Origin of the sequence: Ktedonobacter robiniae (assembly GCF_016587375.1) — a bacterium.
Taxonomy (GTDB): domain Bacteria; phylum Chloroflexota; class Ktedonobacteria; order Ktedonobacterales; family Ktedonobacteraceae; genus Ktedonobacter; species Ktedonobacter robiniae.
In genome coordinates this window covers 2883418-2905719 of the sequence record NZ_BNJG01000001.1, presented here as the reverse complement: position 1 = coordinate 2905719, position 22302 = coordinate 2883418, and the positions used below count along the sequence as shown (strand labels likewise).

18 protein-coding genes and 2 tRNA genes are annotated in these 22302 nt (G+C 52.6%); 14 read left to right on the top strand and 6 right to left on the bottom strand.

The window, feature by feature from the left end; all coding sequences use genetic code 11:
- Window positions 1-12: 12 nt before the first annotated feature.
- From JMJ04_RS12210 to JMJ04_RS12200, 3 genes are all read right to left on the bottom strand, one after another.
- On the bottom strand, window positions 13-1068 hold the full coding sequence (locus JMJ04_RS12210; RefSeq protein WP_201370761.1) for a hypothetical protein: 1056 nt from the start codon (window positions 1066-1068) through the stop codon (window positions 13-15).
- Between the two features lie 32 nt (window positions 1069-1100).
- Window positions 1101-2012 carry a hypothetical protein gene (locus JMJ04_RS12205; protein WP_201370760.1) on the bottom strand — a complete coding sequence of 304 codons (912 nt, stop codon included), beginning with the start codon at window positions 2010-2012 and terminating at the stop codon, window positions 1101-1103.
- A gap of 203 nt (window positions 2013-2215) precedes the next feature.
- Window positions 2216-3598: a helix-turn-helix domain-containing protein gene (locus JMJ04_RS12200; protein ID WP_201370759.1), complete on the bottom strand. Its 1383-nt coding sequence runs from the start codon at window positions 3596-3598 to the stop codon at window positions 2216-2218.
- 789 nt (window positions 3599-4387) lie between these two features.
- Here JMJ04_RS12200 and JMJ04_RS12195 point away from each other — a divergent pair.
- Both JMJ04_RS12195 and rsmI read left to right on the top strand, forming a co-directional pair.
- Window positions 4388-5962 (top strand): AMP-dependent synthetase/ligase, encoded by a 1575-nt coding sequence (locus JMJ04_RS12195; protein ID WP_201370758.1) that lies wholly within the window; start codon window positions 4388-4390, stop codon window positions 5960-5962.
- 1 nt (window position 5963) lies between these two features.
- Window positions 5964-6668: a 16S rRNA (cytidine(1402)-2'-O)-methyltransferase gene (rsmI, locus tag JMJ04_RS12190; RefSeq protein WP_201370757.1), complete on the top strand. Its 705-nt coding sequence runs from the start codon at window positions 5964-5966 to the stop codon at window positions 6666-6668.
- A 64-nt stretch (window positions 6669-6732) separates the two neighbouring features.
- Here rsmI and JMJ04_RS12185 read toward each other — a convergent pair whose 3' ends face one another.
- The 3 genes from JMJ04_RS12185 to JMJ04_RS12175 all read right to left on the bottom strand — a co-directional run bounded on the left by JMJ04_RS12185 (window position 6733) and on the right by JMJ04_RS12175 (window position 9629).
- Complete coding sequence (locus JMJ04_RS12185; RefSeq protein WP_201370756.1) at window positions 6733-7959, bottom strand: FHA domain-containing protein; 1227 nt, start codon at window positions 7957-7959, stop codon at window positions 6733-6735.
- Between the two features lie 195 nt (window positions 7960-8154).
- Complete coding sequence (mdh, locus tag JMJ04_RS12180; protein WP_201370755.1) at window positions 8155-9081, bottom strand: malate dehydrogenase; 927 nt, start codon at window positions 9079-9081, stop codon at window positions 8155-8157.
- A gap of 137 nt (window positions 9082-9218) precedes the next feature.
- On the bottom strand, window positions 9219-9629 hold the full coding sequence (locus JMJ04_RS12175) for a hypothetical protein (protein WP_201370754.1): 411 nt from the start codon (window positions 9627-9629) through the stop codon (window positions 9219-9221).
- Window positions 9630-9857: 228 nt separating this feature from the next.
- Here JMJ04_RS12175 and JMJ04_RS12170 point away from each other — a divergent pair.
- The 12 genes from JMJ04_RS12170 to JMJ04_RS12115 all read left to right on the top strand — a co-directional run bounded on the left by JMJ04_RS12170 (window position 9858) and on the right by JMJ04_RS12115 (window position 22210).
- Window positions 9858-9928, top strand: a tRNA-Gln gene (locus JMJ04_RS12170).
- Between the two features lie 66 nt (window positions 9929-9994).
- Window positions 9995-10065 (top strand) — tRNA-Gln (locus JMJ04_RS12165).
- 134 nt (window positions 10066-10199) lie between these two features.
- A complete protein-coding gene (locus JMJ04_RS48010; RefSeq protein WP_268887334.1) occupies window positions 10200-10898 on the top strand; it encodes an AI-2E family transporter in 699 nt (232 codons plus the stop codon).
- Window positions 10853-11344, top strand: coding sequence for an AI-2E family transporter (locus tag JMJ04_RS48005; RefSeq protein ID WP_268887333.1), 492 nt, complete (start codon window positions 10853-10855; stop codon window positions 11342-11344). Before JMJ04_RS48010 ends, JMJ04_RS48005 begins: the two co-directional genes overlap by 46 nt.
- Window positions 11345-11734: 390 nt before the next feature.
- A complete protein-coding gene (locus JMJ04_RS12155) occupies window positions 11735-12370 on the top strand; it encodes an RNA polymerase sigma factor (RefSeq protein ID WP_201370753.1) in 636 nt (211 codons plus the stop codon).
- Window positions 12371-13123: 753 nt separating this feature from the next.
- Window positions 13124-14500, top strand: a complete 1377-nt coding sequence (locus JMJ04_RS12145) for a lipopolysaccharide biosynthesis protein (protein WP_201370751.1) — start codon at window positions 13124-13126, stop codon at window positions 14498-14500.
- Window positions 14497-16662 carry a glycosyltransferase gene (locus tag JMJ04_RS12140; RefSeq protein ID WP_201370750.1) on the top strand — a complete coding sequence of 722 codons (2166 nt, stop codon included), beginning with the start codon at window positions 14497-14499 and terminating at the stop codon, window positions 16660-16662. Before JMJ04_RS12145 ends, JMJ04_RS12140 begins: the two co-directional genes overlap by 4 nt.
- Window positions 16663-16782: 120 nt before the next feature.
- Window positions 16783-18453 carry a hypothetical protein gene (locus JMJ04_RS12135; RefSeq protein WP_236037993.1) on the top strand — a complete coding sequence of 557 codons (1671 nt, stop codon included), beginning with the start codon at window positions 16783-16785 and terminating at the stop codon, window positions 18451-18453.
- 246 nt (window positions 18454-18699) lie between these two features.
- A complete protein-coding gene (gene lepB, locus JMJ04_RS12130; protein WP_201370748.1) occupies window positions 18700-19254 on the top strand; it encodes a signal peptidase I in 555 nt (184 codons plus the stop codon).
- Between the two features lie 159 nt (window positions 19255-19413).
- On the top strand, window positions 19414-19968 hold the full coding sequence (locus tag JMJ04_RS12125; protein ID WP_201370747.1) for a hypothetical protein: 555 nt from the start codon (window positions 19414-19416) through the stop codon (window positions 19966-19968).
- 244 nt (window positions 19969-20212) lie between these two features.
- The gene (gene lepB, locus JMJ04_RS12120; protein WP_236037992.1) at window positions 20213-20749 is read left to right on the top strand and encodes a signal peptidase I; all 537 of its coding nucleotides are present in this window, start codon (window positions 20213-20215) and stop codon (window positions 20747-20749) included.
- 186 nt (window positions 20750-20935) lie between these two features.
- Window positions 20936-22210 carry a phospholipase D-like domain-containing protein gene (locus tag JMJ04_RS12115; protein ID WP_201370745.1) on the top strand — a complete coding sequence of 425 codons (1275 nt, stop codon included), beginning with the start codon at window positions 20936-20938 and terminating at the stop codon, window positions 22208-22210.
- Window positions 22211-22302 lie beyond the last annotated feature (92 nt).

The window sequence follows — 22302 nt, the reverse complement described above, 5'->3', positions numbered from 1 at the left end:
TACCTCAGCTCACTATGCGCTTACGCGTACTTCTAATAAGAGAAAGAGTGTCTCCAGCAGGTTATGCTCCTCTGGATCACTTAAGTTAAGATCTGTTTCGCCCAATGTCATCACCAGGGAACCCTGGGCATCGACGGGCTGCTCACTACGAATGGCGAGCGGGTTGCCTCCACGCCAGCGTACGGGCTCGATGAGGGAGCCAAGGGGGACAGTAACGAGGAGTCGTTGGCCATAAGTTTGTGGGTCGAGGTGCTGCAAATGCAGCTCAAGAGTACGCTCACGCTGGGTAATTGAGCCATGTAAACCTTTGGCCTGCAAGTGGATTACTGGCTGCTCAAGGGGGCGACTGAGCACATCGGCCCGGCGTACCGTTTTGCCGCGTGCGCCAGCTCCCGTGAGAGTGGGAGTATACTGGTACACCTGTACACCGGAGCCGGGCGGGACCGCTGGTCCTTGCGCAAGGGTAGCCACACGCACAAGATCCTGGGTGGCGCTCTGGCGAATGGTGCTCTGACCAATACGGGCACTCATACGCAGGGCAAGTTGGAGAAGCGCCCGCGCCGCCTCGGCATCATCCTGATGACTACGCCGCGCCTGTTTCAAGATCGCCTCCGCCTGGCTAATAAGAGTGCGACAGAGGTGACCAAGCATCCGCTGGGGAGTTACACCCGCGCCGCGATTTCCACCCAGACCATACATGGCATAGGTATCGGTTCCATGGAGAGCCACCCCCATTGCATCATAGATCTCCAGGTATGCCTGATGACATTCAGCACAACCAACAAGGTGGTAGAGCAGTGTGGCATAGCGCAGTGTAGCCTCTTCATCGCCACGCAGTTGCGCCAGCACAAAATCTGGCAACTGCTGATAAAAAGGCAGGTGATAGCTGCTCTCAACTTGCAGCTCCAGTAGCGCCTCAGGTCTGTGACCAGGACGCGCTCCATGCCTGGAGGCTGCTGCCGGTGTTCCCGCATCGCTTTTCGGCTCGCGCAGGAGTTGCAATAACCATTGGGCCAGCCGGCTTTCGCTGCCAGGGGCCATTGCGTTGTGATCAAACTGCTTGTCCATTTCTCTACTCCTCTCGAGCCTTCAATCTCTTGCTATTCCTCTTCTTCACGGTAGAAGCGGGCCAGGCGCTTCAGCTGGGCGGCTGTTACATGGATGGCATCCGTGCCATCCCATTCGAGTAAGCCTTCTGTGACCAGTTGTCTCAGGGCCGTACGTATCTGCTCCGCTGTGAGATCATCATGGACAAGTGTGTGAATCGCCAATGTACTGTCCTGCTTACCTGGAGCGGATGCCTTATATTCTATCAAACGTAACGCAACGCGTACTGTCAAATTGGTACTTTGCTGCTGCAAACAATGACGCAATTTACGGTGTGCATGGTCCTTATGCTGGCTCATATGAGGGTTAGTCTCCACAGGAGTCGATGTATCGATATGCAGCTCCTTCACAACTGCCTGCAAGAGATCATCGGCACCCATCTCATGCAGTTCTTGCATGACTGCTTGAAGTTGATTGGGGGCGGCGCTGAGTACAAAGATACAGTGCTTAAGTAAATTGCGTAACTGAGCCTGAGAAGCCAGGTGTAAGGCAAGATCTTCTGGAGTAGCGAAAGGAGTCGTTCCCCAAGCCGTAACAACTGCGTCCTCAAGAGGATCTTCATCGCTCTCTTCTCGCTCAAATTGTTCCAGCTCCGCCGCCGTATTCACCTGAAGTCGGCGCTTGCGAAGACGATCAATCGCCTTATTTCTCACGCTTCGGCTAAGAAAGGTATAGAATTGAGCATCCGTTAAGTTGTCAAGCGCTGTCTTTGGCGTTCGATCTTCTCCACCCAGGAGTCCTAAACGCACAAGCTGCTCCACAACATGGCCCACCACCGTGTCCACCTCGAAGGCATCATATTTGAGTGAACCCAGAAAGCGCTGTGCATTACGATGCAAATAGGCGTAGAGAAGGGGATAGCTCTGCTCTGGTCGATACCGAAGGTCGTCTGCTGTAAATGGCATGCGGGGAACTCCTACAAAATGCCCATAAAATAGTCTTCTGCATGCTCCGCGCCTCTTCGATCACAGAGCTTGCCTCTTGCATTGTACAAGGATTAGTGAGGGAACGCAACAAATTGCATCCCTCCATATCAGATATGGAGGGATGCAATTTGCTCTATCTAGTGATCAACGCAACGGGGTGACGCAGTCATCCGCCCCCCTATTTACTCCAGGTCGCCACGCTTACCCAGGCGCTGATGCTCATAGGCCTTTTTAATCGCCGACAGGCTGCGCTGAACCTCGCCGCGCTCCTCAAGGAGGTTCGCGAAGCGGAAATATGCGCTCGCCGCGATCTCATGGGCATTCGAGGCATCGAGCAAATCCAGGGCCTGCGTAAAGTACGCATCGGCTTGCGCAAAATCGCTCTTCTGATGATAGATCTGCGCCAGGGTAATCAAGGACTGCCCCTGGGTCTGGGCGTCCTCACTGGAGCGCGCAAACTCAAGTGCCTGGCTCGCCTCGCGCTGAGCCTCTTCGACCTCACCACGCTTGAGCAGGAGCTCGGCCAGGGAGGTATGACAGAGAGAGGCGGTGATCTCATCATTAAGCTCACGCTCAATGGCGATGGCCTGTCGGTACTCATTTTCCGCGCTCGTCAGATCGTTCTTCTTCTCCAGGGCCTTGCCCAGGCGCTGGTGAGTTAGACCAACCAGGCGCTGCTCGTCGCGCATTTCATAAATGGCCAGGCTGCGCAAGGCATATTCGCGCGCCATCGCCAGTTTGCCAACCGTCTTATAATGCTGGCTAATCTCAATATACTTCCTGGCGAAGCTCTTGCTATCCCGGCTCATGGCATTGAGCATATCCAGAGCGCGATTGTAGAACTCAATCGACTTCTCCAGGTCGCCCAGGCGGAAGTAGTCATTGGCCAGGTTGCTAAAGACCTCTAGGGAGAAGACGGGATCAGTAATCTGTCCATTCTCAATCGCTGTAAAGCAGCGATGATGATTCTCCATGGCCAGCGTGTAGTTGTACAGCAAGAAGTAGGCCTTACCTAGAAGGTTGCGCGCGCGCTCGGTCAACTCGCTATCGTTGATAGCCTCGCCCTGGCCGATGGCGGCGCGTAGATCAACCACTGCTTCTTGATACTCTCTTGACCCCAGGTGGATCTGCCCACGTAGCAGGTAGAGGCGATAGACCTGCTCTGTGGTGATACGCTCGGGTTGGATAGGAACCAGGAGTTCTTCGGCCTCTAGATAGGAACCCTGCTCAACCAGAACACTGGCCTGCACCAGGTCAACGTCAACGCGCTGATCAGGGCCGGTATCAGCGGGCGAGTAGCCTACCGCGCGCGCTTCTGCCGCGCCGGCAGGAGAACCCTCTAATAAGAAGGTTAGAGGTACATCAAGGCGGCGAGCAAGAATCGACAACGCCTTGAGCGAAGGGCGGATCTTTCCGCGTTCAATCGCTGAAATATACGAAATGGAGAACTCGGGGGCGGCCAGCTGCGCTTGAGTCATGTTTAGCTTTGTGCGCACTTCTCGAATATTCGTCCCTACTCGCGCTGCAACCGCCTTCCCTACATTAGCAGTTTCGAGGGATGGCATGGAAATCGTTTCCTTTTTTTAAACCATACATGTTAACGCTTTTCACTCTCCCAGGTAAAACGTCAACACATACAATCGAACCGATCTAGCGATTGCCTTACGAGTCTCACGCGATTTTTTTACTACAGCAATTCTTGTATCACTCATGGAATCTACATGAGGCTTTAGCGTAAGAGCATTGACGTAAGACAGGAATTAGCTAGATACTACTTTCTCTCTTGTAGTCTAACATACACTTATGATTTGAGTCAACCCATATTGTACTTTCATCATAGTGTTACTGCATAAAATTTTACATCGGCACATCAGAGCATAATTCAATATTTTTTGAGTTAAAAATCTCTACGTTTTCTATTCATTTTACGATCTCTGTGTATGGTCTTATGCTCGAGTTCCTATACAAATTTTCGCTACAATTTATCAGATTATTTCACAATGATTCATTCTATAGCATGTCTCCTTCTGCTTACCCTGCTCTCTTGTATGCTTGCTCTCTACAAGCCTTTCACCACCCTTACATAACTATTTACGTAGCTCTATCAGATGCCTGCTAGAGCGGCCTATAGAAAAGAGAGAAAACCACCTTCAGAATTGGAAAACCACGGTTTCATCCCTTTTTCCGGCTATCTCTCGCGCCCATCTTATGATACACTTGATAAATGCGTGCCTGTACACACGCATGGTCTTATTTTATTTTTGCTTCCTTTTTATAGCTCAACCTTGCCTATTGTTCAGGTGCAGTGTTGCGCATAACTTCAGTTTCTTGCCAGTACACAGAAAGGCTACGAGATGGAAACTATTCCTCAATTGTTTAACTATGCTGTTGAACAATACCGTAACCAACCCGTACTCCTCGAACCGACCGATGGTAATTCCATATCCATCCTCTCCTATCTCCAGGTGCGCGAACGCATGCAGCAGTTCGCGGGCTATCTTCAGAGTCAGCAGGCTCAGAAGGGCGAACGTATTATGATCTGGTCGGCGAGCCGAGCCGACTGGCTCATCGCCTATTTTGCTGCCGTTCTTCTCGGTATGGTGGTTGTTCCCGTCGATGTCAATAGCAAAGAGGATTTTATCACTCGTCTCATCGAGGCGACGGGTGCTCGTTTCTTGTTGACAACGCAGAAACAATTTGAAACTCTCCCCTCGCTTCCGCTGACCTTCATTGATATAGATAATCTTCCTCAAGCCGCTTTTGATCCCTCTGCTCTCCCCACCATCGCAAAAGATGACCTGGCCTCCCTCGTCTTTACCTCCGGCACAACTGGCCAGCCCAAAGGCGTGATGCTCAGCCACTACAATATTACCTCCAATGCTCTATCAGCGGTGGAGGTTGTGGATATTCGTCCACAGGAACGGGCGCTCTCTATTCTGCCACTCTCACATATGTTTGAACTGACAATCGACCTGGCTATCTTTTATGTTGGTGCCAGCGTCACCTATGCTCGCTCCCTGGCCCCTGATACTCTCTTCAGGCTTTTCGCCTCACAGCGTATCACGCTTATGGTCCTGGTCCCCCAGGTGCTCCAACTCTTTATGAATGGCATTGATCGCGAAGTACGGCGCCAGCATAAGGAGAAAATCTGGGAACGGCTCCACTCCGTGGCGGCTCTGCTCCCCTTCTCCTTGCGCCGCTATCTCTTTGGCTCGGTGCATAAGAAACTGGGTGGTCACTTCCGCTTCTTCGTCAGCGGTGGCGCCTACCTGCCGCCCGCGCTAGGAAGCCGCTGGGAGAATATGGGTGTGCGCGTTCACCCAGGCTATGGTACGACCGAGTGTTCGCCCGTGGTCAGCGTCACACGCAAGCATGACCACCATATGGAGTCGGCAGGGCAGCCTCTGCCCGGCGTAGAGGTACGCATCGCTCCCGATAACGAGATCCTGGTGCGCGGCCCGAATATCACTCAAGGCTACTGGAATAATCCTGAGGCAACTGCCGCTGCTTTTGAGGGCGAGTGGTATCGCACAGGTGATCTCGGCTTCCTTGATAAGCAGAATAGACTCTATATCAAGGGACGCAAAAAGAACCTGATTGTCCTCTCCAATGGGATGAATGTCTATCCCGAGGATGTCGAAAACGCTTTTCAGGGCAATATAGATCTTAAGGATGTTGTTATCATGGGGCTTGAGAATGAGGATCGTGGACCCGAAGTACATGCCATTCTGCTCATGGAACAGCCTGATCAGGCAAAAGCCAGGGCTGCGATTCAGCAAGCGAACAAGCGTCTGGCGAGCCATCAACAAATCAAAGGCTTTACCATCTGGCCTGAGAGCGATTTCCCTCGCACACATACACTGAAAGTGAAGCGCCAGGAAGTATTCTCGCAACTCACCACACTCAGGAAGGAACAGAAGATACACTAATATGCTCTATCTGGTCGCTACTCCGATTGGAAATTTAAATGACATTACGCTACGTGCGCTCGAGGTCTTGCGCTCAGTCGATGCTGTCGCCAGCGAAGATACGCGCAAGACCGGCATGCTGCTGAAACACTTCGAGATCTCCAAACCTCAGATCGCGTTCCACGCCTTCAATGAGCAACGCGCAGGGGAACGCATCGAAAACCTGCTACGCCAGGGTCAGTCAGTCGCAGTAGTGACGGATGCGGGCACACCCGGCATTTCGGATCCAGGCTATACGCTTGTCCAGCGAGCCGTTCAGGCCAATCTCGAGGTCACGATGATTCCAGGGCCAACCGCCTGTATTATGGCGGTTGTGCTCTCGGGTCTGCCAACCCACAGCTTTACCTTTCGCGGCTTTCCCCCTCGTAAGACTGTTGGGCGCCGCAAGTTTATGGAGGTCGATAAAGACTCACCCCATACACTGGTCTTCTATGAGAGCCCTTATCGCGTGCTTGATTTTCTGAAAGATGCACTTGAGGTCTATGGCGACCGCCCCGCCGCGCTTGCCAACGATCTGACAAAGATGTTTGAGAAAGTCGAGCGCGGCAGCCTCTCCTCTCTCATCGCAGCTACGCCCGAGAGCAAGCTCAAAGGCGAGTATATCGTGGTGATCGCAGGCAAGGGACGCGAAACTAGTAGCGGTGCTGATGCGGATGATGAGGGATAGGACGACGCTACTGGCGTACGCGTCTACTTCCTGAAGTAGACGCGTACGCCAGTAGCGTCGTCCATTATAAAACATTGGCCGGGATATAGGTGAAGTGCAGTTCGTGTAACTCCTCGGGCGGGGACACAAGCGGCACTTCCCAGTACACCGGGCGCAAAAAGGCGTGTTCGCCCGCGAGGCGCAAGGCAGATTCCCACTCCTGTTTTATGTATGCCGAACGCGCGGCGTTACTCGACCAGAAGAGCTGAAAGATTGAGGCGCTCTTGAGCTTCTGCTCTAACGCTGGTCCCTCCCGCTGTTCTCTTCGTAGCGCCTCCACTTCCCGCAGAAACGGAAGGTCCAGAGTCCTCAACGCCTTGTGAATTGCTCGTGCGATGACCTCATCCTCATGGCTATAAGCCAGGTAGACAGTGTTCAGGCTCTCGGTCGTCATCTGAATACAATTTTCATGCGCAGGCGGCCAGGTATCTAATTCTTTTCCAGCGAACTCAAGCGGCACCTCAAGCAGGCCAAGCAAGAGTGGCCCGGCATAAAAGGCGATACTACAGGTGCGCATCTTCGCCTCTTGCTCTGGCTTGACATAGAAGCGAAAGGTAGCCCGCTGCCAATCTTTCATCCCGTTCAGCGTGATGCGCCGCGGATGAAAGAAGATGCCCTCGCCTTCGGGAACAATCGTCAGATTCATATCCGGATGGACAAGTACTTCGCCTGCATCTGCAGACTCCTCCGTATCATTCTCGATTTCGTGCAAAAGTCTTAAGGCATCCTGGCGCACCTGTTGCGCAGCATTCGGACGATGAAGATAGATAAAGAAGGCGTTCCATGATCCAATACCAATCAACCGGGGAGAGAAACTCGTCAACTGCCAGGCGGCAGCCACGCCTGGTTGCGCCACTCTGGCCTCATCCGCCTGAGATCCCATCACTCCTCGCACGGGAAGTATCACAGTGGGTATGTCTTCTATGCGAGGCATCTCAACATCGTGTAGCTCGAACACGAGGATATTGCTCCCGATACGCAGTTCAGCTCCGTGACGCAAGATATAGGGTCGGTGGGGCGCGATTTTTATCCCATTGATATAGGTTCCATTCGCGCTATCCTCATCGGTGAGAATATATTTCCCTTGCTCAAAGCAGAGTGTAGCATGTCGACGCGATACAAGTCGGTCGCCTGAGAGAGGGATATCATTCTTAGAAGAGCGTCCAATTAACGTCACCGGCTGATCAATGCGATATGCATTGCCATGCTGTCCCTTTACACTCACACTTGCAAGTGGCTGACGTTCTCTCATAAGAGCCTCCCCTTCTTGTCCCCCGCTAGGTCGCGTTTGAGGCTGGCATTGCGTGCTACACGCGAAATACAATGGCAAATAAGCAAAAAATCTTGTTATATTATAACATACGCTTCTACGAGCGGTGCGCGCTCCGCCTTTCCCTGGCTTCAGGTAGTAAGAGCGCGCACGCTGCTCTTTCATGCCCGTATAAGGCTAGATGCCCATTACATGCACCAGTTCCTTGACGGCATCGGCCGATTTGGTGAGCTGTTCGCGCTCACTGGGATTCAGCTCGATCTCAATGACCTTCTCCAGACCCTTTGAGCCGATTTGGGCCGGCACACCCACAAAGAGATCGTGAATGTCGTACTCACCCTGGAGGTAGACCGCGCAGGGCATGATCATCTTTTTATCCAGCATGATGGAGTCGACCATTTGCAAGACGGAGGCCGAGGGAGCATAGTAGGCGCTACCCGTGCCCAGCAGCTTCACAATTTCAGCGCCACCATCGCGGGTGCGTTGTACAATCTCTTCAATACGCTCAGGCGAGATAAGCTGCGAGATAGGTACGCCCGCGACCGTACACATACGTGCAAGCGGAACCATGGTGTCGCCATGCCCACCCAGGACATAGGCCTGAACATCGCGTACCGAGGCTCCGACTTCTTGCGCGATAAAGGTGCGGAAACGCGCGGTATCCAGCACACCCGCCATGCCTAGCACACGTTCACGTGGGAAACCGCTGACCTTGAGCGCGATCTGCGCCATGGCATCGAGAGGATTAGTCACACAGATAATGATACAGTCGGGTGAATATTTGACCACTTGCTCGGTAACCTGCGAGACGATCTCCTGATTCTTTTTCACCAGGTCGTCACGCGTCATTCCGGGCTTACGTGGAAAACCAGAGGTGATAACGACGATATCGGAACCGACGGTATCGGCGTAATCGTTGGTACCAGTTACCTGTGTATCAAATCCAAGCACAGGTCCGGCCTGCATGATGTCAAGCGCCTTTCCCTGTGGCATATTAGGTACGATGTCAAACATGACTACATCAGCGTAGTCACGCTCTGCCAGGCGCTGGACAAGAGTGCTGCCTACAAAGCCGGCTCCTACGACGGTGATTTTTCTTCGCATTGACGCGTCCTTTCAAAACTCTCTCTTCGGAACACCCAAGCCCTGCGTGCTCAGGTGTTCCGAAGAGAGAGTGAACCAGTATTCTACTTTCTCTTTATTGTATGCCCTGGCGCATCCTTATGGCAATTCTCCGCCATCTATGAATCTTTAAACTGTTCAGCTTGCAAAAAGGTGTGCGTCTGCTCCACCTCTTCTGCACAGAGAGGACAGACACGGAGGTGGCCTTCAGTCTCGTCTGCGCGCGTTTTCTCCAGCAAACCAGCACAATAATAACTCAGGGTCTCACTGGAGGGGCAGTCAAATCTATAGAGCTTCTGCACCAGGCTAGCATTTAAACGTTGATACACTGCCACTTTCTCCTGACACCGCTCACAACGAGCAATATGATGAGTCAGGTCGTCACTGAATGGCTCCCCCGCTACCGCTCGCTGCACGATTTCTTCTTCTTGTGGACACGGCACACCAGGTCCACGCTGCATCTTGCCACCTCGTTTCTGGCTCTCTCCCTGGTCCCAGGCTATCAAGTGCGACTTTATAAAAACCATCATATACTCCCTTGCTCCTATGCTTTATTGTGCATAGGCGTACAAAATGAACGTTCACACTCGTCAAAATCCGCGTGGCACATCCTGGTAAAGATACGTTTGTATCGATGCTTCTGGTTCAGAACAAAAAACTTTCTGAGAAGCCCAGTTTTTCCTTTTGCCCTCTTGACAACGCAACCATGTTACGGTATCATACTGACGTCAAGAGCGTCAGAGCTTTGGCAAAGAGATTGGGGTATCGTTCAATGGTAGGACGGCTGACTCTGGATCAGTTAATTGGGGTTCGAGTCCCTGTACCCCAGCCCATCAGGAGAGGTGATTCACCTCTCCTCCTCTTTGACTCTTAGTTTCTACACACACCGACACATTGGGGTATCGTTCAATGGTAGGACGGCTGACTCTGGATCAGTTAATTGGGGTTCGAGTCCCTGTACCCCAGCCCATCAGGAGAGGTGATTCACCTCTCCTTTTTTCTTGCCCTTCTCGACCTTGCTCACACTCCCTCTGCTACAATGGTTTGTATAGTGGTATTCTTACTGTTTGTTCAGCCTTTATTGAGGGAGACTCTGCTCTATGGCCAAAGATGCACCCGAACTTCCAGATAGGCAACCAGGCCTCACCCAAAGACAACGTTGGCAGAAGTGGGCCACCAGGCGCGATATTCCGCTAACCTACCTGGCCTGGAGCGTCTTCATCATCCTCGTCTTCTGGCTGGCCTCCCACATCACAAAGGCTTTGCTGATGCTGGCAATTGCCGCTCTCTTTGCCTTTGCCCTTGCCCCTCTGGTAAAACTACTCCAGCGCGTCATGCCGCGTATCGTGGCAATCCTGATTGTCTATTTAATCGTGCTTTCAGCGTTTAGCCTGCTCGGCTATATTACCTTGCGCGCAACGATTACACAAACGCATGACCTGTTGCGCTACATACAAAGCCTGACCGAGCGACATGGAGGCCAGCCAACACAGCTAGAACGTTCCCTGGGAAACTTTGGCATCACACGTGCACAAATAAACGAGGGCCGGCAATTTCTACTTACACGTGGCGAGGAATTTACCCGCGACGCCATTCCCTTTCTACGCAGCTTCCTTGAATTTCTTATCGATACCATTATCGTTGCCATTTTAAGCATCTATCTGCTCATTGATGGCACACGCGTGATTCAATGGTTACGCCGCAATACCCCCAGGCCGCACGCGCCAACTTCTTGTTGGATACCCTGCAACGCGTGGTTGGCGGCTATATACGTGGACAATTTATTCTGGCTCTGCTGATCTCGGTACTGGTTGGCCTGGGCATGGGCTTCATTTTCCACCTGCCCTATGCCTTCCTCCTGGGTATACTGGCCTTTATTATGGCTTTCATTCCAGTCCTTGGCACCTTTATTTCAGGCGCGGTCTGCATCCTCATTGCGTTAACCCAGTCCTGGGTTACAGCCCTCCTTGTCCTGGTATACTTTGTCTTCATACACGTTATCGAGGGCGAGGTGGTGGGTCCCCGTATCGTCGGCAAGTCTGTTGGACTTCATCCAATTGTCTCGCTCTTCGCGCTGGTCGCTGGTGGCGAGCTCTTTGGCATCTGGGGTACGCTCTTTGCCTCACCCATAGCCGGCGTCCTGCAAACCATCATTATCGTCCTGTGGGGCGAGTGGCGTGTGCGCCACCCCGACCAGTTTGCTCAGACCAAAGAACAGGTTAAAGAAACAGTTACAGGAGAATAACGTCCGAATAAAAAGGACGGTGAGGGGCATAATGCCTCTCACCGTCCTTTTTTAACCAAACATTGCACAAACTCATTTCACTTATGCTTCAAACATTGTACAAATATAATAAGCAAACTATAAACCTCTTCTAATACAATTTTAATCCTCCAAAACAAGCCATTTTCTATGCACAAAGATTACACATGCACAAATTCGTGAGTAGGCACACCTTGAACGCGCCCTATCATCGTGCTATATTTTGTACAGAGTTTGCATCATACATACATATGAGGAGGTTATACACATCATGGTGGCGCTTACAACCCAGCCTGCACCTTTCGCATCTACAATCGACGCGCCTGCGATACATACCTCCACCATCCCTACTCAGGTAGAGAGGGGCAAGAGATGGAGATGACCAGTGAACTGACGCCCGAGCAGATACAGCAAGAAATCACTGTGAGCCGTGCGCTCCAGGGCGATCAAAAAGCCTTTGAGGATATTGTGGAGCAGTATGGCAACTTGATGCTGCGTACAGCGACGCTCATTGTTGCGGATCGTGATGTGGCCGAAGACGTTGTACAGGATGCATTCATCCTTGCCTGGAACCACCTCACAGACTTGCGCAAGGCGGGCGCGCTTCGCCCCTGGCTCATGCGTATCGTTGTCAATCAATGCATCAGTTTTAAGCGGCGCCTCGCACGCAATACTGCCTTTATGCGCCAGACACTCTTAGAGCAGGAAACAGACCTGATCGCCCAGGCAGCCGATGACTTCAAAGGAAAGATGGAACGAGACTGGGACCTGGCCCAGGCGATTAATAATCTTCCTGTGAAACAGCGTGTTGTCATCGTGCTTCACTACTACAATGGAATGACACTGCCGGAGATGTCACGCTCACTCGAGACCTCCGAAAATACGTTAAAGAAACGCATTCAGGCCGCGCTCAATAACTTGCGACGCACATTGCGCACCCCCGATATTCAGTCGGTAGATGCAGGCTTTGCTTACCCAGCCTCTCGCGCGGCTTTCTCTCTTGCTTAAAATATATGAAAAGAGAGAAGGCCGCCAGTGCAGGCGGAGCCGCTACCCTTAAGCCGGGAGCACACCTCGCCAGTACTGTAGTAACTCGTCAAGGATTATATCCGCACAACGCACTTGAAAAATACGCTTGTGCGTATGCTTCTGAAGCCGAGCCAGAACGTCACTAGCGAGACAGTGGCCTGTAGCCAGGGTGACCGCCCCCGCTCGATACCTACTGGCACACAACGATATTCATTCGCAAGCTCGTAGGGAAATAGGTGAAGCAACCTGCGAGAAGGATAGCAGGTTAACTGTGGCAAATAAGGCAAAAAATATGCCTCATGCACCTCGATATGAATGATTGCATGGAGCTTCTCGCCCCCCACACGCTCTTGAATCACTATGTCACGCTCACTAAGACTGGTCTGTTCTCTCACTCCGCCACTCCTCAACATCAACTACACAACAAACCTTGTGCAGAGGACCGTCTTTTATCCTAAAAGCACACACCCTCTCTCTATACATAATACTGCTTGCTACTACCATGTGCTTCACTGCCTCACATATCGACATAACTATACATTACCCTACAATGATCTATTATGGTACATTATGGTACACAAAGTGCGCCTCTACAAGCCTTTCCCGAACTCTCTGCTACAATGAAAGAGAGTATGGGTTCTGTTTGGATACTCTGGTTTGTATTTTTTATTTTGTGGGGTTGGGATTCAATGTTGCTTTGTGGTAACGTGATGCGGTATGGGTGGAGGGGTCATGCTCTTACCACGCTCAAATAATATTCGCTCTCATTTACAAAATATTCACCTTCCGGGTCTGTTCTCTGATCGCGAACAGGGAGGTTTCTTACTTCCAGGCTACTGGCATCTCTATGCGACTCTCTACGCGACACTCATTACATGCTGCACACAGGTGCTCATTATTCGTACACTCGGCCCCGATGACTTTGGCATCTTTGCGTTTGTGCAATGGCTTGGCGCATTGGTGATCCCTTTGATTGGCATAGGGGCCTCAGCACCTGCTAATCAGCATATCGCAAGCACACAGAGTCATGAAGCCCCTCGCCTGGTAGCCGGAATCTTCTATTTTCTTTGGTGCCGCCAGTGCCGCCATATCGGATTTTATATCCTGGCCTGCCTGATCCTCGTCACTCCTGTTGCCTGGTTCTTCCACATACCTAGCCGCTCTCTCCTTCTACTCGGCAGCCTCTCGAGTCTTCCCTTGCTCTTTAGCAATATTGCCGGGGTGACGCTGCGCGGTCAGCAACGCTCAGATCTCCTACTCATGCTGCAAATTTTTGGAGCCTTTGTCAGCTTCCTCCTGGTGGTTGTCGCCCTGCACATCGATGGTGAACGGATTGGTATCTTTTTACTGGCACGCGCCATCGCGGATACTCTTACACTGGTCATGGCTATGATCTGCGTGCTGCGCCTGCTCCCAGTCAGCCAGGCTCATGCTCCCAGTCACCTCTTCCGCGAGCGACTGGTACGCAAGATCAGAAACTCACCACTCTTCTTTCTCATTGATGCCATCGTCTGGCAACGTAGTGAGCTCCTCCTCCTAGCTCTTTGGTATCGCCCCGCCTACCTGGGCTTCTATGCGCTGGGCGCACTACTAAGTAGCTGGCTGATGAGCTTGATCCCGCTGCTTTTTTCGACCTTTCTCGCCCCACTCTGTACCCAACTGCTCCTGGTCTCACGCGCGCACTGGCTCTGTAGCTCTCCTCAACAACAATTTATCCGTACGTCAGGCGCGATGGCAGTCTTAGCCTTCCCGCTCTGCAGCCTTATCATGCTGCTCTGCCCCTTTCTTATTCAGCTCTGCCTGGGGCCAGAGTTCCTGGAGGCAGTCGTACCGTTCCGTATCTTGCTGGTCTCGGCCGCCTTTGGGAGCGTGGCTTCTGTCAGTACAACCTACCTGGCAACCTACCAGCAGCATCCCCTACGCCTGCGCCTGGGATTATGTGCTGCCATCCTCAACATTCTGCTCGCGGTCCTGCTCACTCCCTATTGGGGTCTTTCAGGCGCGGCCATCGCCAGCGCCAGTGCACAAATTCTCTCGGCAGTGGGGTCGATACTGCTCTGCCATATTTCGCTGAAAAAGCAGGCGGCGCTAGTGCCCAAGGAGGTATGATGACACTTCACCAGTACCATTCGCCAAATACCGATGCCCATATCCAGTCGATTGCGGTCTATCACTCCCAGGGGAGGCCACAGCTACCGCGCTTGAGCATTATTCTCTGTACATATAACCGCCGCAACCTGGTTCTCTCGGCGCTCTCCAGCCTGCACCGCCAAACATTGCCACCACACCTTTACGAGGTGATTGTAGTTGATAATGGCTCAAACGACGGGACAATCGAAGCCATACAAAACTATCTGCAATCGCTCTATGATAAATGCACACCAGCCGAAAAACGCTGGCAGGCACGCTGCATCTCTGAACCTCAGAATGGGCTGGCCTACGCGCGCAACACGGGACTGGCTCATGCACGTGGAGAGATTGCCGTCTTCATGGATGATGATAGCATCGCGGATGCCAACCTGCTAGAGTCACTGCTACTCGCTTATCATGAGACCAACGCGGACGCCATTGGTGGGCGCGTCGATATTCGCTGGGAGGGCGATCGGCCTTATTGGCTCTCGGACGAGTTATTGGATGTCCTGGGTTATTTTTCGCCCTTTGGTTTTGAGCAGAAGCGCCTGCCAATGCCGCCTGGTCTCGCGTTTAGCAATTGCTGTTTCTCCGTAAAAATCAAATCACTGCGCAAGGTGGGTCTCTTCTCGCCCTATATTAGCAAACGCCTGCATAGTCCTACCAACTTAGATGTAGAAGAGTTGTGCCAGCGCCTACGCCAGCATGATTGCCAGCTCTGGTATGAGCCACAGGCACTGGTCTTTCATCGCGCGCCAATTGTACGTCTACAAAAAGCCTTCTTTCTAGGGCGAGCTTACTGGCAGGGGCGTGCTGAAATCCTGGCCCGCTATGCCTGTCAACCTCGCGCTGATGCGCCAGCACCCTCCACGACACGCCAGATCCTCCTGGCGGCGTTTATGGAGTGTCTGAATATTCTCAATATGGCCTATATCCAGCGCCCCCTGATCGTGCTTGCTCACAAGCCAACTTCGGAGTATATGATGGCGGCGATGGAGCGGGCACGGGCCGCGGGCCGACTGCGACAGCTCATCCAGGCGCTCTACCATGCCCCTGCCGAAATCACGCTTCCCTCGGTTCTCTTTGTATATCCCAATAAAGAAGAACAGCCACGCGTTCTCGACTATTTAAAAGATGAGGTTCCCCTGGTCACGAAAAAGCGGGCCATTCCGCTCAACTGGCTCTGGCGTCATCGTGCCTATCAGCAACGCTCCATTGGCGTGGTCCATATCTATCAGCCAGGCGCTTTCAAGCGCTCCTGGCTTGCGCGACGACGCCTCCTGTTCTCGCTCTGGGTGGCGCGCCTCCTGGGTATTACCATCGTTGCGACGGATGCGGGAGGCTGGTGGCACAATTTTCCGGGTCGGCGTGCCCGTAAATGTCTGGAGATTGAGCATACTCTTCTCTCGAGAAGTAACGCGATTCAGGCTTTCACGCGCCAGCCCCAGGACCTCTATGCCGAGAAAGAGCTGCGCCAGCGTACCTATGGCCTCTCCTATCCCGGCTCACGCGGGGCCAATCCTCCCCTTATTTTGCAAGAGCAGGCGCGTAAACAGCTTGGCCTGACCGAACCCAATACCTTTATCTATCTCTGTCACACGCATTTGCACACTGAGAGCGAGGTCTTACAGCTCATACAGGGCTTTCAAGAGGTACAACAGGAGATGGCTAATCGCGAGCCTGAGCCTCTCCAACTGCACCTGCTCCTGGCAGGCCCTCCTGTAACCAAGCGCTTCACGCGCAAGCTCAAACGCATTGCCTACGTGGATGAGCATATTCATGTGTATCCCCAGGCGCGCGAGGCTGATCTTCCACTTTACATGGGCGCGTGCAATGCGGTGATCTTTCCTCACCGGGCGAATATCAGTGTTGGCAACCTGCACGCTGCGATCCAGGCTGCATCCTATGATCGCCTGGTTATCGCGCCTACACTGCCACGCTACCAGGGAATGCTCCCTCTACACGCCGGTATTTATTACCAGCCCGAAAGTCCTTCATCGCTGTCAGAGGCGCTCCAGGCTGCCACGCGTCGTCACTATCATCCCACCACAGACGAGCTTCAGTCTCTGGATTCTGTGATTAGTTGGCGGCGTTATGCGCAAGAGCTTATAGATCTTTATAAGAAGCTTATCTTCCATTGACATCTTATTTTAGACAACGTATGCTTGAGTTGGGGTAGTGGGACAACTTCACTACCCCCGACATTCTTCCCTGGATGCAACCACCAGGGCTGCTCTAACGTTAGGAATTGTATGTTATTCTTGAAGAGATTCCGTATTGGCATATCTGAATTAATCTTGCTGGCCCTGGTTGTCGTGGCTATTGTCCTTCGTATGGCACTTATTTCTCTCAACTGGCCAACGACCAACAGCGATGAGAGCGTCATCGATCTAATGGCCCTGCATATCGCCTTTCGGGGCGAACATCCCATCTTTTACTATGGGCAATCCTATCTCGGCTCACTGGAAGCCCACCTGGCCTCTCCATTTGTTCTGTTGCTTGGCCCATCGGTTTTCACGGTACGTCTGCTTCTGATAACGCTCTTTGCGCTCTTTCTCATACTCCTGTATAACCTGACCAGTAAGCTCTATTCACGGAAACTGGCCCTCTTTAGCGTCCTGCTTCTAAGCTTTGGCTCGCTTGATATGTTAATTCAAGAGCTTAAAGCCTTTGGACGCTATCCCGATATCCTGGTTTTAAGCACCTCGCTGCTGCTGCTGACCACGCACCTGGCCCTGACTACTCCTACAGCCACGCTCACAATACGCCGCCGTCTTCTCTTCTTACTTGAGGGTATACTCTGTGGCCTGGCTGTCTGGACCGATCAGATTACCCTTCCGTTTGTGGGACTGTCCCTGTTGCTCCTGCTGGTCTTCTGCCGCAGGGAGGTCCATGGCTGGAACCTTGTAGGCCTGCTGGCTGGCTTTCTGCTGTGTGTCTCGCCCATGGTGTATTACAATGTATCTATGCCTATCGCGCACAATACCTTCAACGATATCATCAACGTGAACAAAGCTATGGCCGATGAGATGGCAACCCATAATATCTCTCCCTGGCGGCGCCTGGTCGGCTCGCTCCTCTTTGCCCTGCCCGCGATTACCGGCTTTAACCCCGTATGCACGCCTGAGAATCTTCCTCTCTTTGGCCCGACAACGGTCACCACTTTTACCTGCAGCATCACGCAGGGCCTCTGGTCTCTAGGCTACCTGGTGCTCTGGGGAAGCGCAACTGTGATGGCGGTAACCTCGCTCTGGCGGCACTGGCCACGCCAGGAACCACTGGCCAAGTCGCCAGCCTATCGAACGCTCGTGCTGGAGGCTCTGCGCCTGGCCTTGCTGCTCAGCGCGGGCGCGATTCTACTGCTCTATACGGTGAGCGCCTCCTCGGCGGTCAATCCTGGCCCGACGGCCCGTTATCTCTTGAGCATGTGCGTCGCGCTCCCTGCCATACTCTGGCCACTCTGGCGGGGCATCCAAACGCTGGCGTTTCCAGAAAAGCGAGGCGAGCGCCTCCTCTTCTTCGCTCGCGTGGGCGCACTCCTGCTTATTCTGGTCATGTTAGTTGTGGGAACCATTCGTACCTTCGCTGATACACCCAACGCACAGGCCGCCTACGAGCGTCAACAAACCCTGGTGTCATACCTGCTGACACACCAACAGACGCGTATCTATTCGGAGTATTGGACGTGCAATCGCCTGGTCTTCGCATCAAATGAAAACATTCTGTGCAGCAATCTCGATTACAACCTGGAACCTGGGCAGAATCGTTATCCTGAGTATGCGACGATAGTAGGCCATGCCCCTTCACCAACCTATGTCTTTCCGCTGACCTCCTTGCAAGCACATAATTTTGAAGCCACAAGGTACGCGTTAGATCCAACGCATTACCGGCGTGAAACGGTAGCCGGCTATGTCATCTATTCCAGGCGCTAGAAAGTAGGGAACATGGGAGGATATACCTCCCCATGCGCTCCACTTTCTAGCAAGCTCATAGACTTTCAGCTATAATGACAGGCAATGGCATTCTCTGTCGCAGGATACCCTATCCACAAAGCAAGCCCTCACCCGTGAGGCCATCTTTACCGCATAATCCTGGGTCGTGCGCACGTGCCATCCACGTTTTTTTAAGCCAGCGGCGCAAAACCCTTGACATAAAAAAAGAAAAGGCGAGGTTCAACGTTGAAACAACCACGTTCCCATCTTGTACGCGAACTCGTAGAGATCATTGTTCTCACACTCTTGATCTTCTTTCTGATCCGCCTGGTCGTACAAACCTACCAGGTCGATGGGCAAAGCATGGAGCCTTCACTCAATGCGAATGAGTATGTGCTCATTAACAAGGTGGCCTATATCTTTAAGGCCCCTGAGCGCGGTGATGTCATCGTCTTTCACTATCCGCGCGATCCTCGCGTCGACTATATCAAGCGCATCATTGGTCTGCCTGGAGACACGGTTCGCATAGATAGTACTCATGTCTGGGTAAATGATAAACTTCTCGATGAAAAGGCTTATATTAGTGCGCCAGTCAATCCTTTTGCTAAAATATGGAAGGTGCCACCCGGCCAATACTTTGTACTTGGCGACAATCGACCTGTGAGCGACGATTCACGCTACTGGGATTATGTTCCCAAGGCCAATATCATCGGCAAGGCCGTGCTCGTCTACTGGCCTGTTAACAAGTGGCAATTTATTAATACTCATTCCGATACCTTCGCGGGAGTCGGAAAGCAGTAATTCGTCCGTGCCTTCAAGCGCTTCACGACACGTGTAGTGGCGAATGCCATAGCGCAAACAGTTTGTTTGCCAAAGCGTTACCACTACCGTGCACTACCCCTACAGGTAACGCGAAGTGTGCCGAAGCGTTACATTGTATAAGAGGAATACAAAGGTTCTATGCGTAATCGATCTTCTTACGATCCCAATGAGAATGCTGGTGTCTACGCTCCCCCGGCCAACGCGGCCAGCCGCGCCCTGACCATGGGTGTGATCTTTGGCCTGATTGGCGTCGTGCTCAACGTAATAATCAATTTTTTGAGTGTGCCTGCCTATGCGAACCAGGCTCGTGAAGCCTCCGCTGGCCCCTGGACTTATCTCGCCCTGGGCCTGGGTTGTCTCGCCCTTATCATCAATATCGTTCTTTGCTTTATCGCTGGCTTTATCACCGGCAAACGTATCATCGTGCGCCGCCCCGCCTTCTGGACTGGTGTCGTGGCTGTCGCTATCATCTATGTCGCTAGCTTTCTCCTGCGCTATATCCCCGGTTATCCTGGCAATATTTCGGGGCAACAATATAGCGGCCAGGTTGCTGGCGGCATCGCGGTTGAATTGGTAATCCTGGTCATAGGCTGTCTCTTTGGTGGTATCTTCTCGCAGTGGGGAGCGATACGCGCGACCTTAAACCATCCCTACTATTATGGGGCGGAAGAAGAGGAAGAGGAAGAGGAATAGCCTACTTTCCACCTCACGTCTCTCCAAACATAGCCACTCGGTACTACTCCAGTCACCTGCTTAGCTATACTGTTAAGTAGAGAATGTCATGAGCAAGTTCTTGGATTGGCCCCTCGCACCTGCGACGCTCGCCTTGTTTTATTGAGTGGTGCAGGTTGGCAGCCTCAGGCTGCCAACCTGCACCACTCAATAAAAATAAATTGTATGCAGGTTTCCGAGAGGGAGTATGTGGAGAGGGAGTGGTGTGTTGAACCAGCGACAGTTTGTGCGAGAATGCGTCGAAATCGCCGTCTTTGTGGCAATCCTCTTTTTTGCCTTCCGTATCATCCTACAAAGCTACCAGGTGACCAGCACAAGTATGAGTCCAGCCATTGTCCAATCTTCGCTGGTGCTGGTAAATAAGCTGGCATATACCACGCATAATCCTGAACGCGGCGATGTGATTGTGTTCCGCTATCCTCGTGATACCCGTATCGCCTATATGCAACGCATCATCGGCCTACCGGGCGATAGCATCCTTATCAATGGCGAACATATCTGGATCAACGGTCGCCAGCTCCATGAACCATACACACGGCTTTCTTATGACAATCCCTTCGCCAAAACCTGGCAGGTTCCCTCAAACCAGTACTTTGTGCTCGGCGATAATCGCCGCACCAGTGACGACTCGCGCCTCTGGGACTTCGTTCCACGCGATTATATTATCGGCAAGGCCGCTTTTGTCTACTGGCCCCTGGACCAGTGGCAATCCGTCAATAACTTCTCCGATGCCTACCGCTAAAGAGCCTGCAGGGTCCATGCTGGCATGGACTCTCCTGCGCTTAGAAGGTCGCTGCGCTCGCAGCCCATGCCAGCATGGACCCTACGAATTCGGTGAGCAAACCACTAATGGGCAACTCTGTATAGTAATAGTGGTACGCTTTTTTGTCCATGGAAGCAAACAGTCAGACTGGAGGGTTACTATTCTATGCCGACGCCTGAACACATTCCCAGGCCGACCTTCCAGAAAGCACACTTCTCGCTCTCCTGCTTGCTCTGCTGGCTGCTCATGCCAATCTTTGCGCCCGCCCTTGTGGTCAGTATGATCTTACTGGTCGTGGATCAGCGGCGCAAACGGGCACGTCCCCAGGGGCATCTTACCCGCATCCCGACCTCCCCCGTCCACGTCGTCAATTCCGAGGTCAAGTTGTACACCTATGGAGAGGATCTCTACGCGGATATGCTGGCAAGCATCGAGGGCGCGCGTAAACATATCTTCATCGAGACCTTTATCTGGAAGGGTGATGCGGTGGGAAGGCAATTCAGAGACGCGCTAGGTCATGCAGCGGCCCGAGGTGTCGAGGTCTATGTTATCTACGATTCTTTCGCCAATCTCGTTGTGCCACGCGCCTTCTTTGCCTCTTTTGCGCCACAGATTCACATGCTAGCCTATCCCTTTCTCACGCTCCCTTTCAATCCCTTGAGCCTGGCCAGCTACGCACGTGATCACCGCAAGATCCTGATCGTTGATAGTCATGTGGCTTTCCTGGGTGGCTATAACATTGGCAGTCTCTACGCAACACACTGGCGCGATACACATGCGCGCATCATCGGCCACGATGCCTGGGAGGTTGAGGCCACCTTTGTCGATTTCTGGAACACTCATCGCACACGAGATCTACCACGGCTGGCAGCGAGTACGAAACGTGATTGGGACCCCTATATACAATTCTTCCGGAACGAACCCTCGGTCCTGACCTTCCCCATCCGCGCCTCCTACTACGAGGTCATTGATCGGGCGCGCAAGCGGATCTACCTGACGCAGGCCTACTTCATTCCCAATCGCTTTTTCATCCGCCTGCTCTTCAAAGCTGCCGAACGTGGCGTTGATGTACGCATCCTCCTGCCAGCCATCTCTAATCACGTTATTGCCGACTGGCTGGGGCGTGCCTTTTATACGGCCTGTCTCAAGGCTGGCATTCGCCTCTTCCTCTACCAGGACGCCATGGTGCACGCTAAAACCGCGACCATCGACGGCATCTGGTCAACGGTCGGCACCGCCAATATCGACCGCCTGAGCATGCTTGGAAACTATGAAATCAACCTCGCCATCTATAATCGCGAACTCGCGACCCAGATGGAAACTATCTTTCATAACGATACAACCCACGCCCGTGAACTATCTCTGGCAGAATGGGAGAGCCGTCCACGCCTCCACAAATACGCCGAGTATCTCCTGCGACCACTCCGCCCCTTCCTCTAAGCCCTGTCCTGGCTATTTTTTTCGGGTAAATATAATGTGGAGCATGCTGGCAGCCGTAAGCTGCCAGCATGCTCCACATTATATTTACTCAG

Bases quoted from the DNA above. Each gene is read 5' to 3' on its own strand.
- JMJ04_RS12115 (WP_201370745.1), top strand. From the start codon at position 20,936: ATGCCGACGCCTGAACACATTCCCAGGCCGACCTTCCAGAAAGCACAC.
- JMJ04_RS12195 (WP_201370758.1), top strand. From the start codon at position 4,388: ATGGAAACTATTCCTCAATTGTTTAACTATGCTGTTGAACAATACCGT.
- JMJ04_RS12210 (WP_201370761.1), bottom strand. From the start codon at position 1,068: ATGGACAAGCAGTTTGATCACAACGCAATGGCCCCTGGCAGCGAAAGC.
- JMJ04_RS12155 (WP_201370753.1), top strand. From the start codon at position 11,735: ATGGAGATGACCAGTGAACTGACGCCCGAGCAGATACAGCAAGAAATC.
- JMJ04_RS48010 (WP_268887334.1), top strand. From the start codon at position 10,200: ATGGCCAAAGATGCACCCGAACTTCCAGATAGGCAACCAGGCCTCACC.
- JMJ04_RS12125 (WP_201370747.1), top strand. From the start codon at position 19,414: ATGCGTAATCGATCTTCTTACGATCCCAATGAGAATGCTGGTGTCTAC.
- JMJ04_RS12140 (WP_201370750.1), top strand. From the start codon at position 14,497: ATGATGACACTTCACCAGTACCATTCGCCAAATACCGATGCCCATATC.
- JMJ04_RS12200 (WP_201370759.1), bottom strand. From the start codon at position 3,598: ATGCCATCCCTCGAAACTGCTAATGTAGGGAAGGCGGTTGCAGCGCGA.
- JMJ04_RS12145 (WP_201370751.1), top strand. From the start codon at position 13,124: ATGCTCTTACCACGCTCAAATAATATTCGCTCTCATTTACAAAATATT.
- rsmI (WP_201370757.1), top strand. From the start codon at position 5,964: ATGCTCTATCTGGTCGCTACTCCGATTGGAAATTTAAATGACATTACG.
- JMJ04_RS12175 (WP_201370754.1), bottom strand. From the start codon at position 9,629: ATGATGGTTTTTATAAAGTCGCACTTGATAGCCTGGGACCAGGGAGAG.
- mdh (WP_201370755.1), bottom strand. From the start codon at position 9,081: ATGCGAAGAAAAATCACCGTCGTAGGAGCCGGCTTTGTAGGCAGCACT.
- JMJ04_RS12185 (WP_201370756.1), bottom strand. From the start codon at position 7,959: ATGAGAGAACGTCAGCCACTTGCAAGTGTGAGTGTAAAGGGACAGCAT.
- JMJ04_RS12205 (WP_201370760.1), bottom strand. From the start codon at position 2,012: ATGCCATTTACAGCAGACGACCTTCGGTATCGACCAGAGCAGAGCTAT.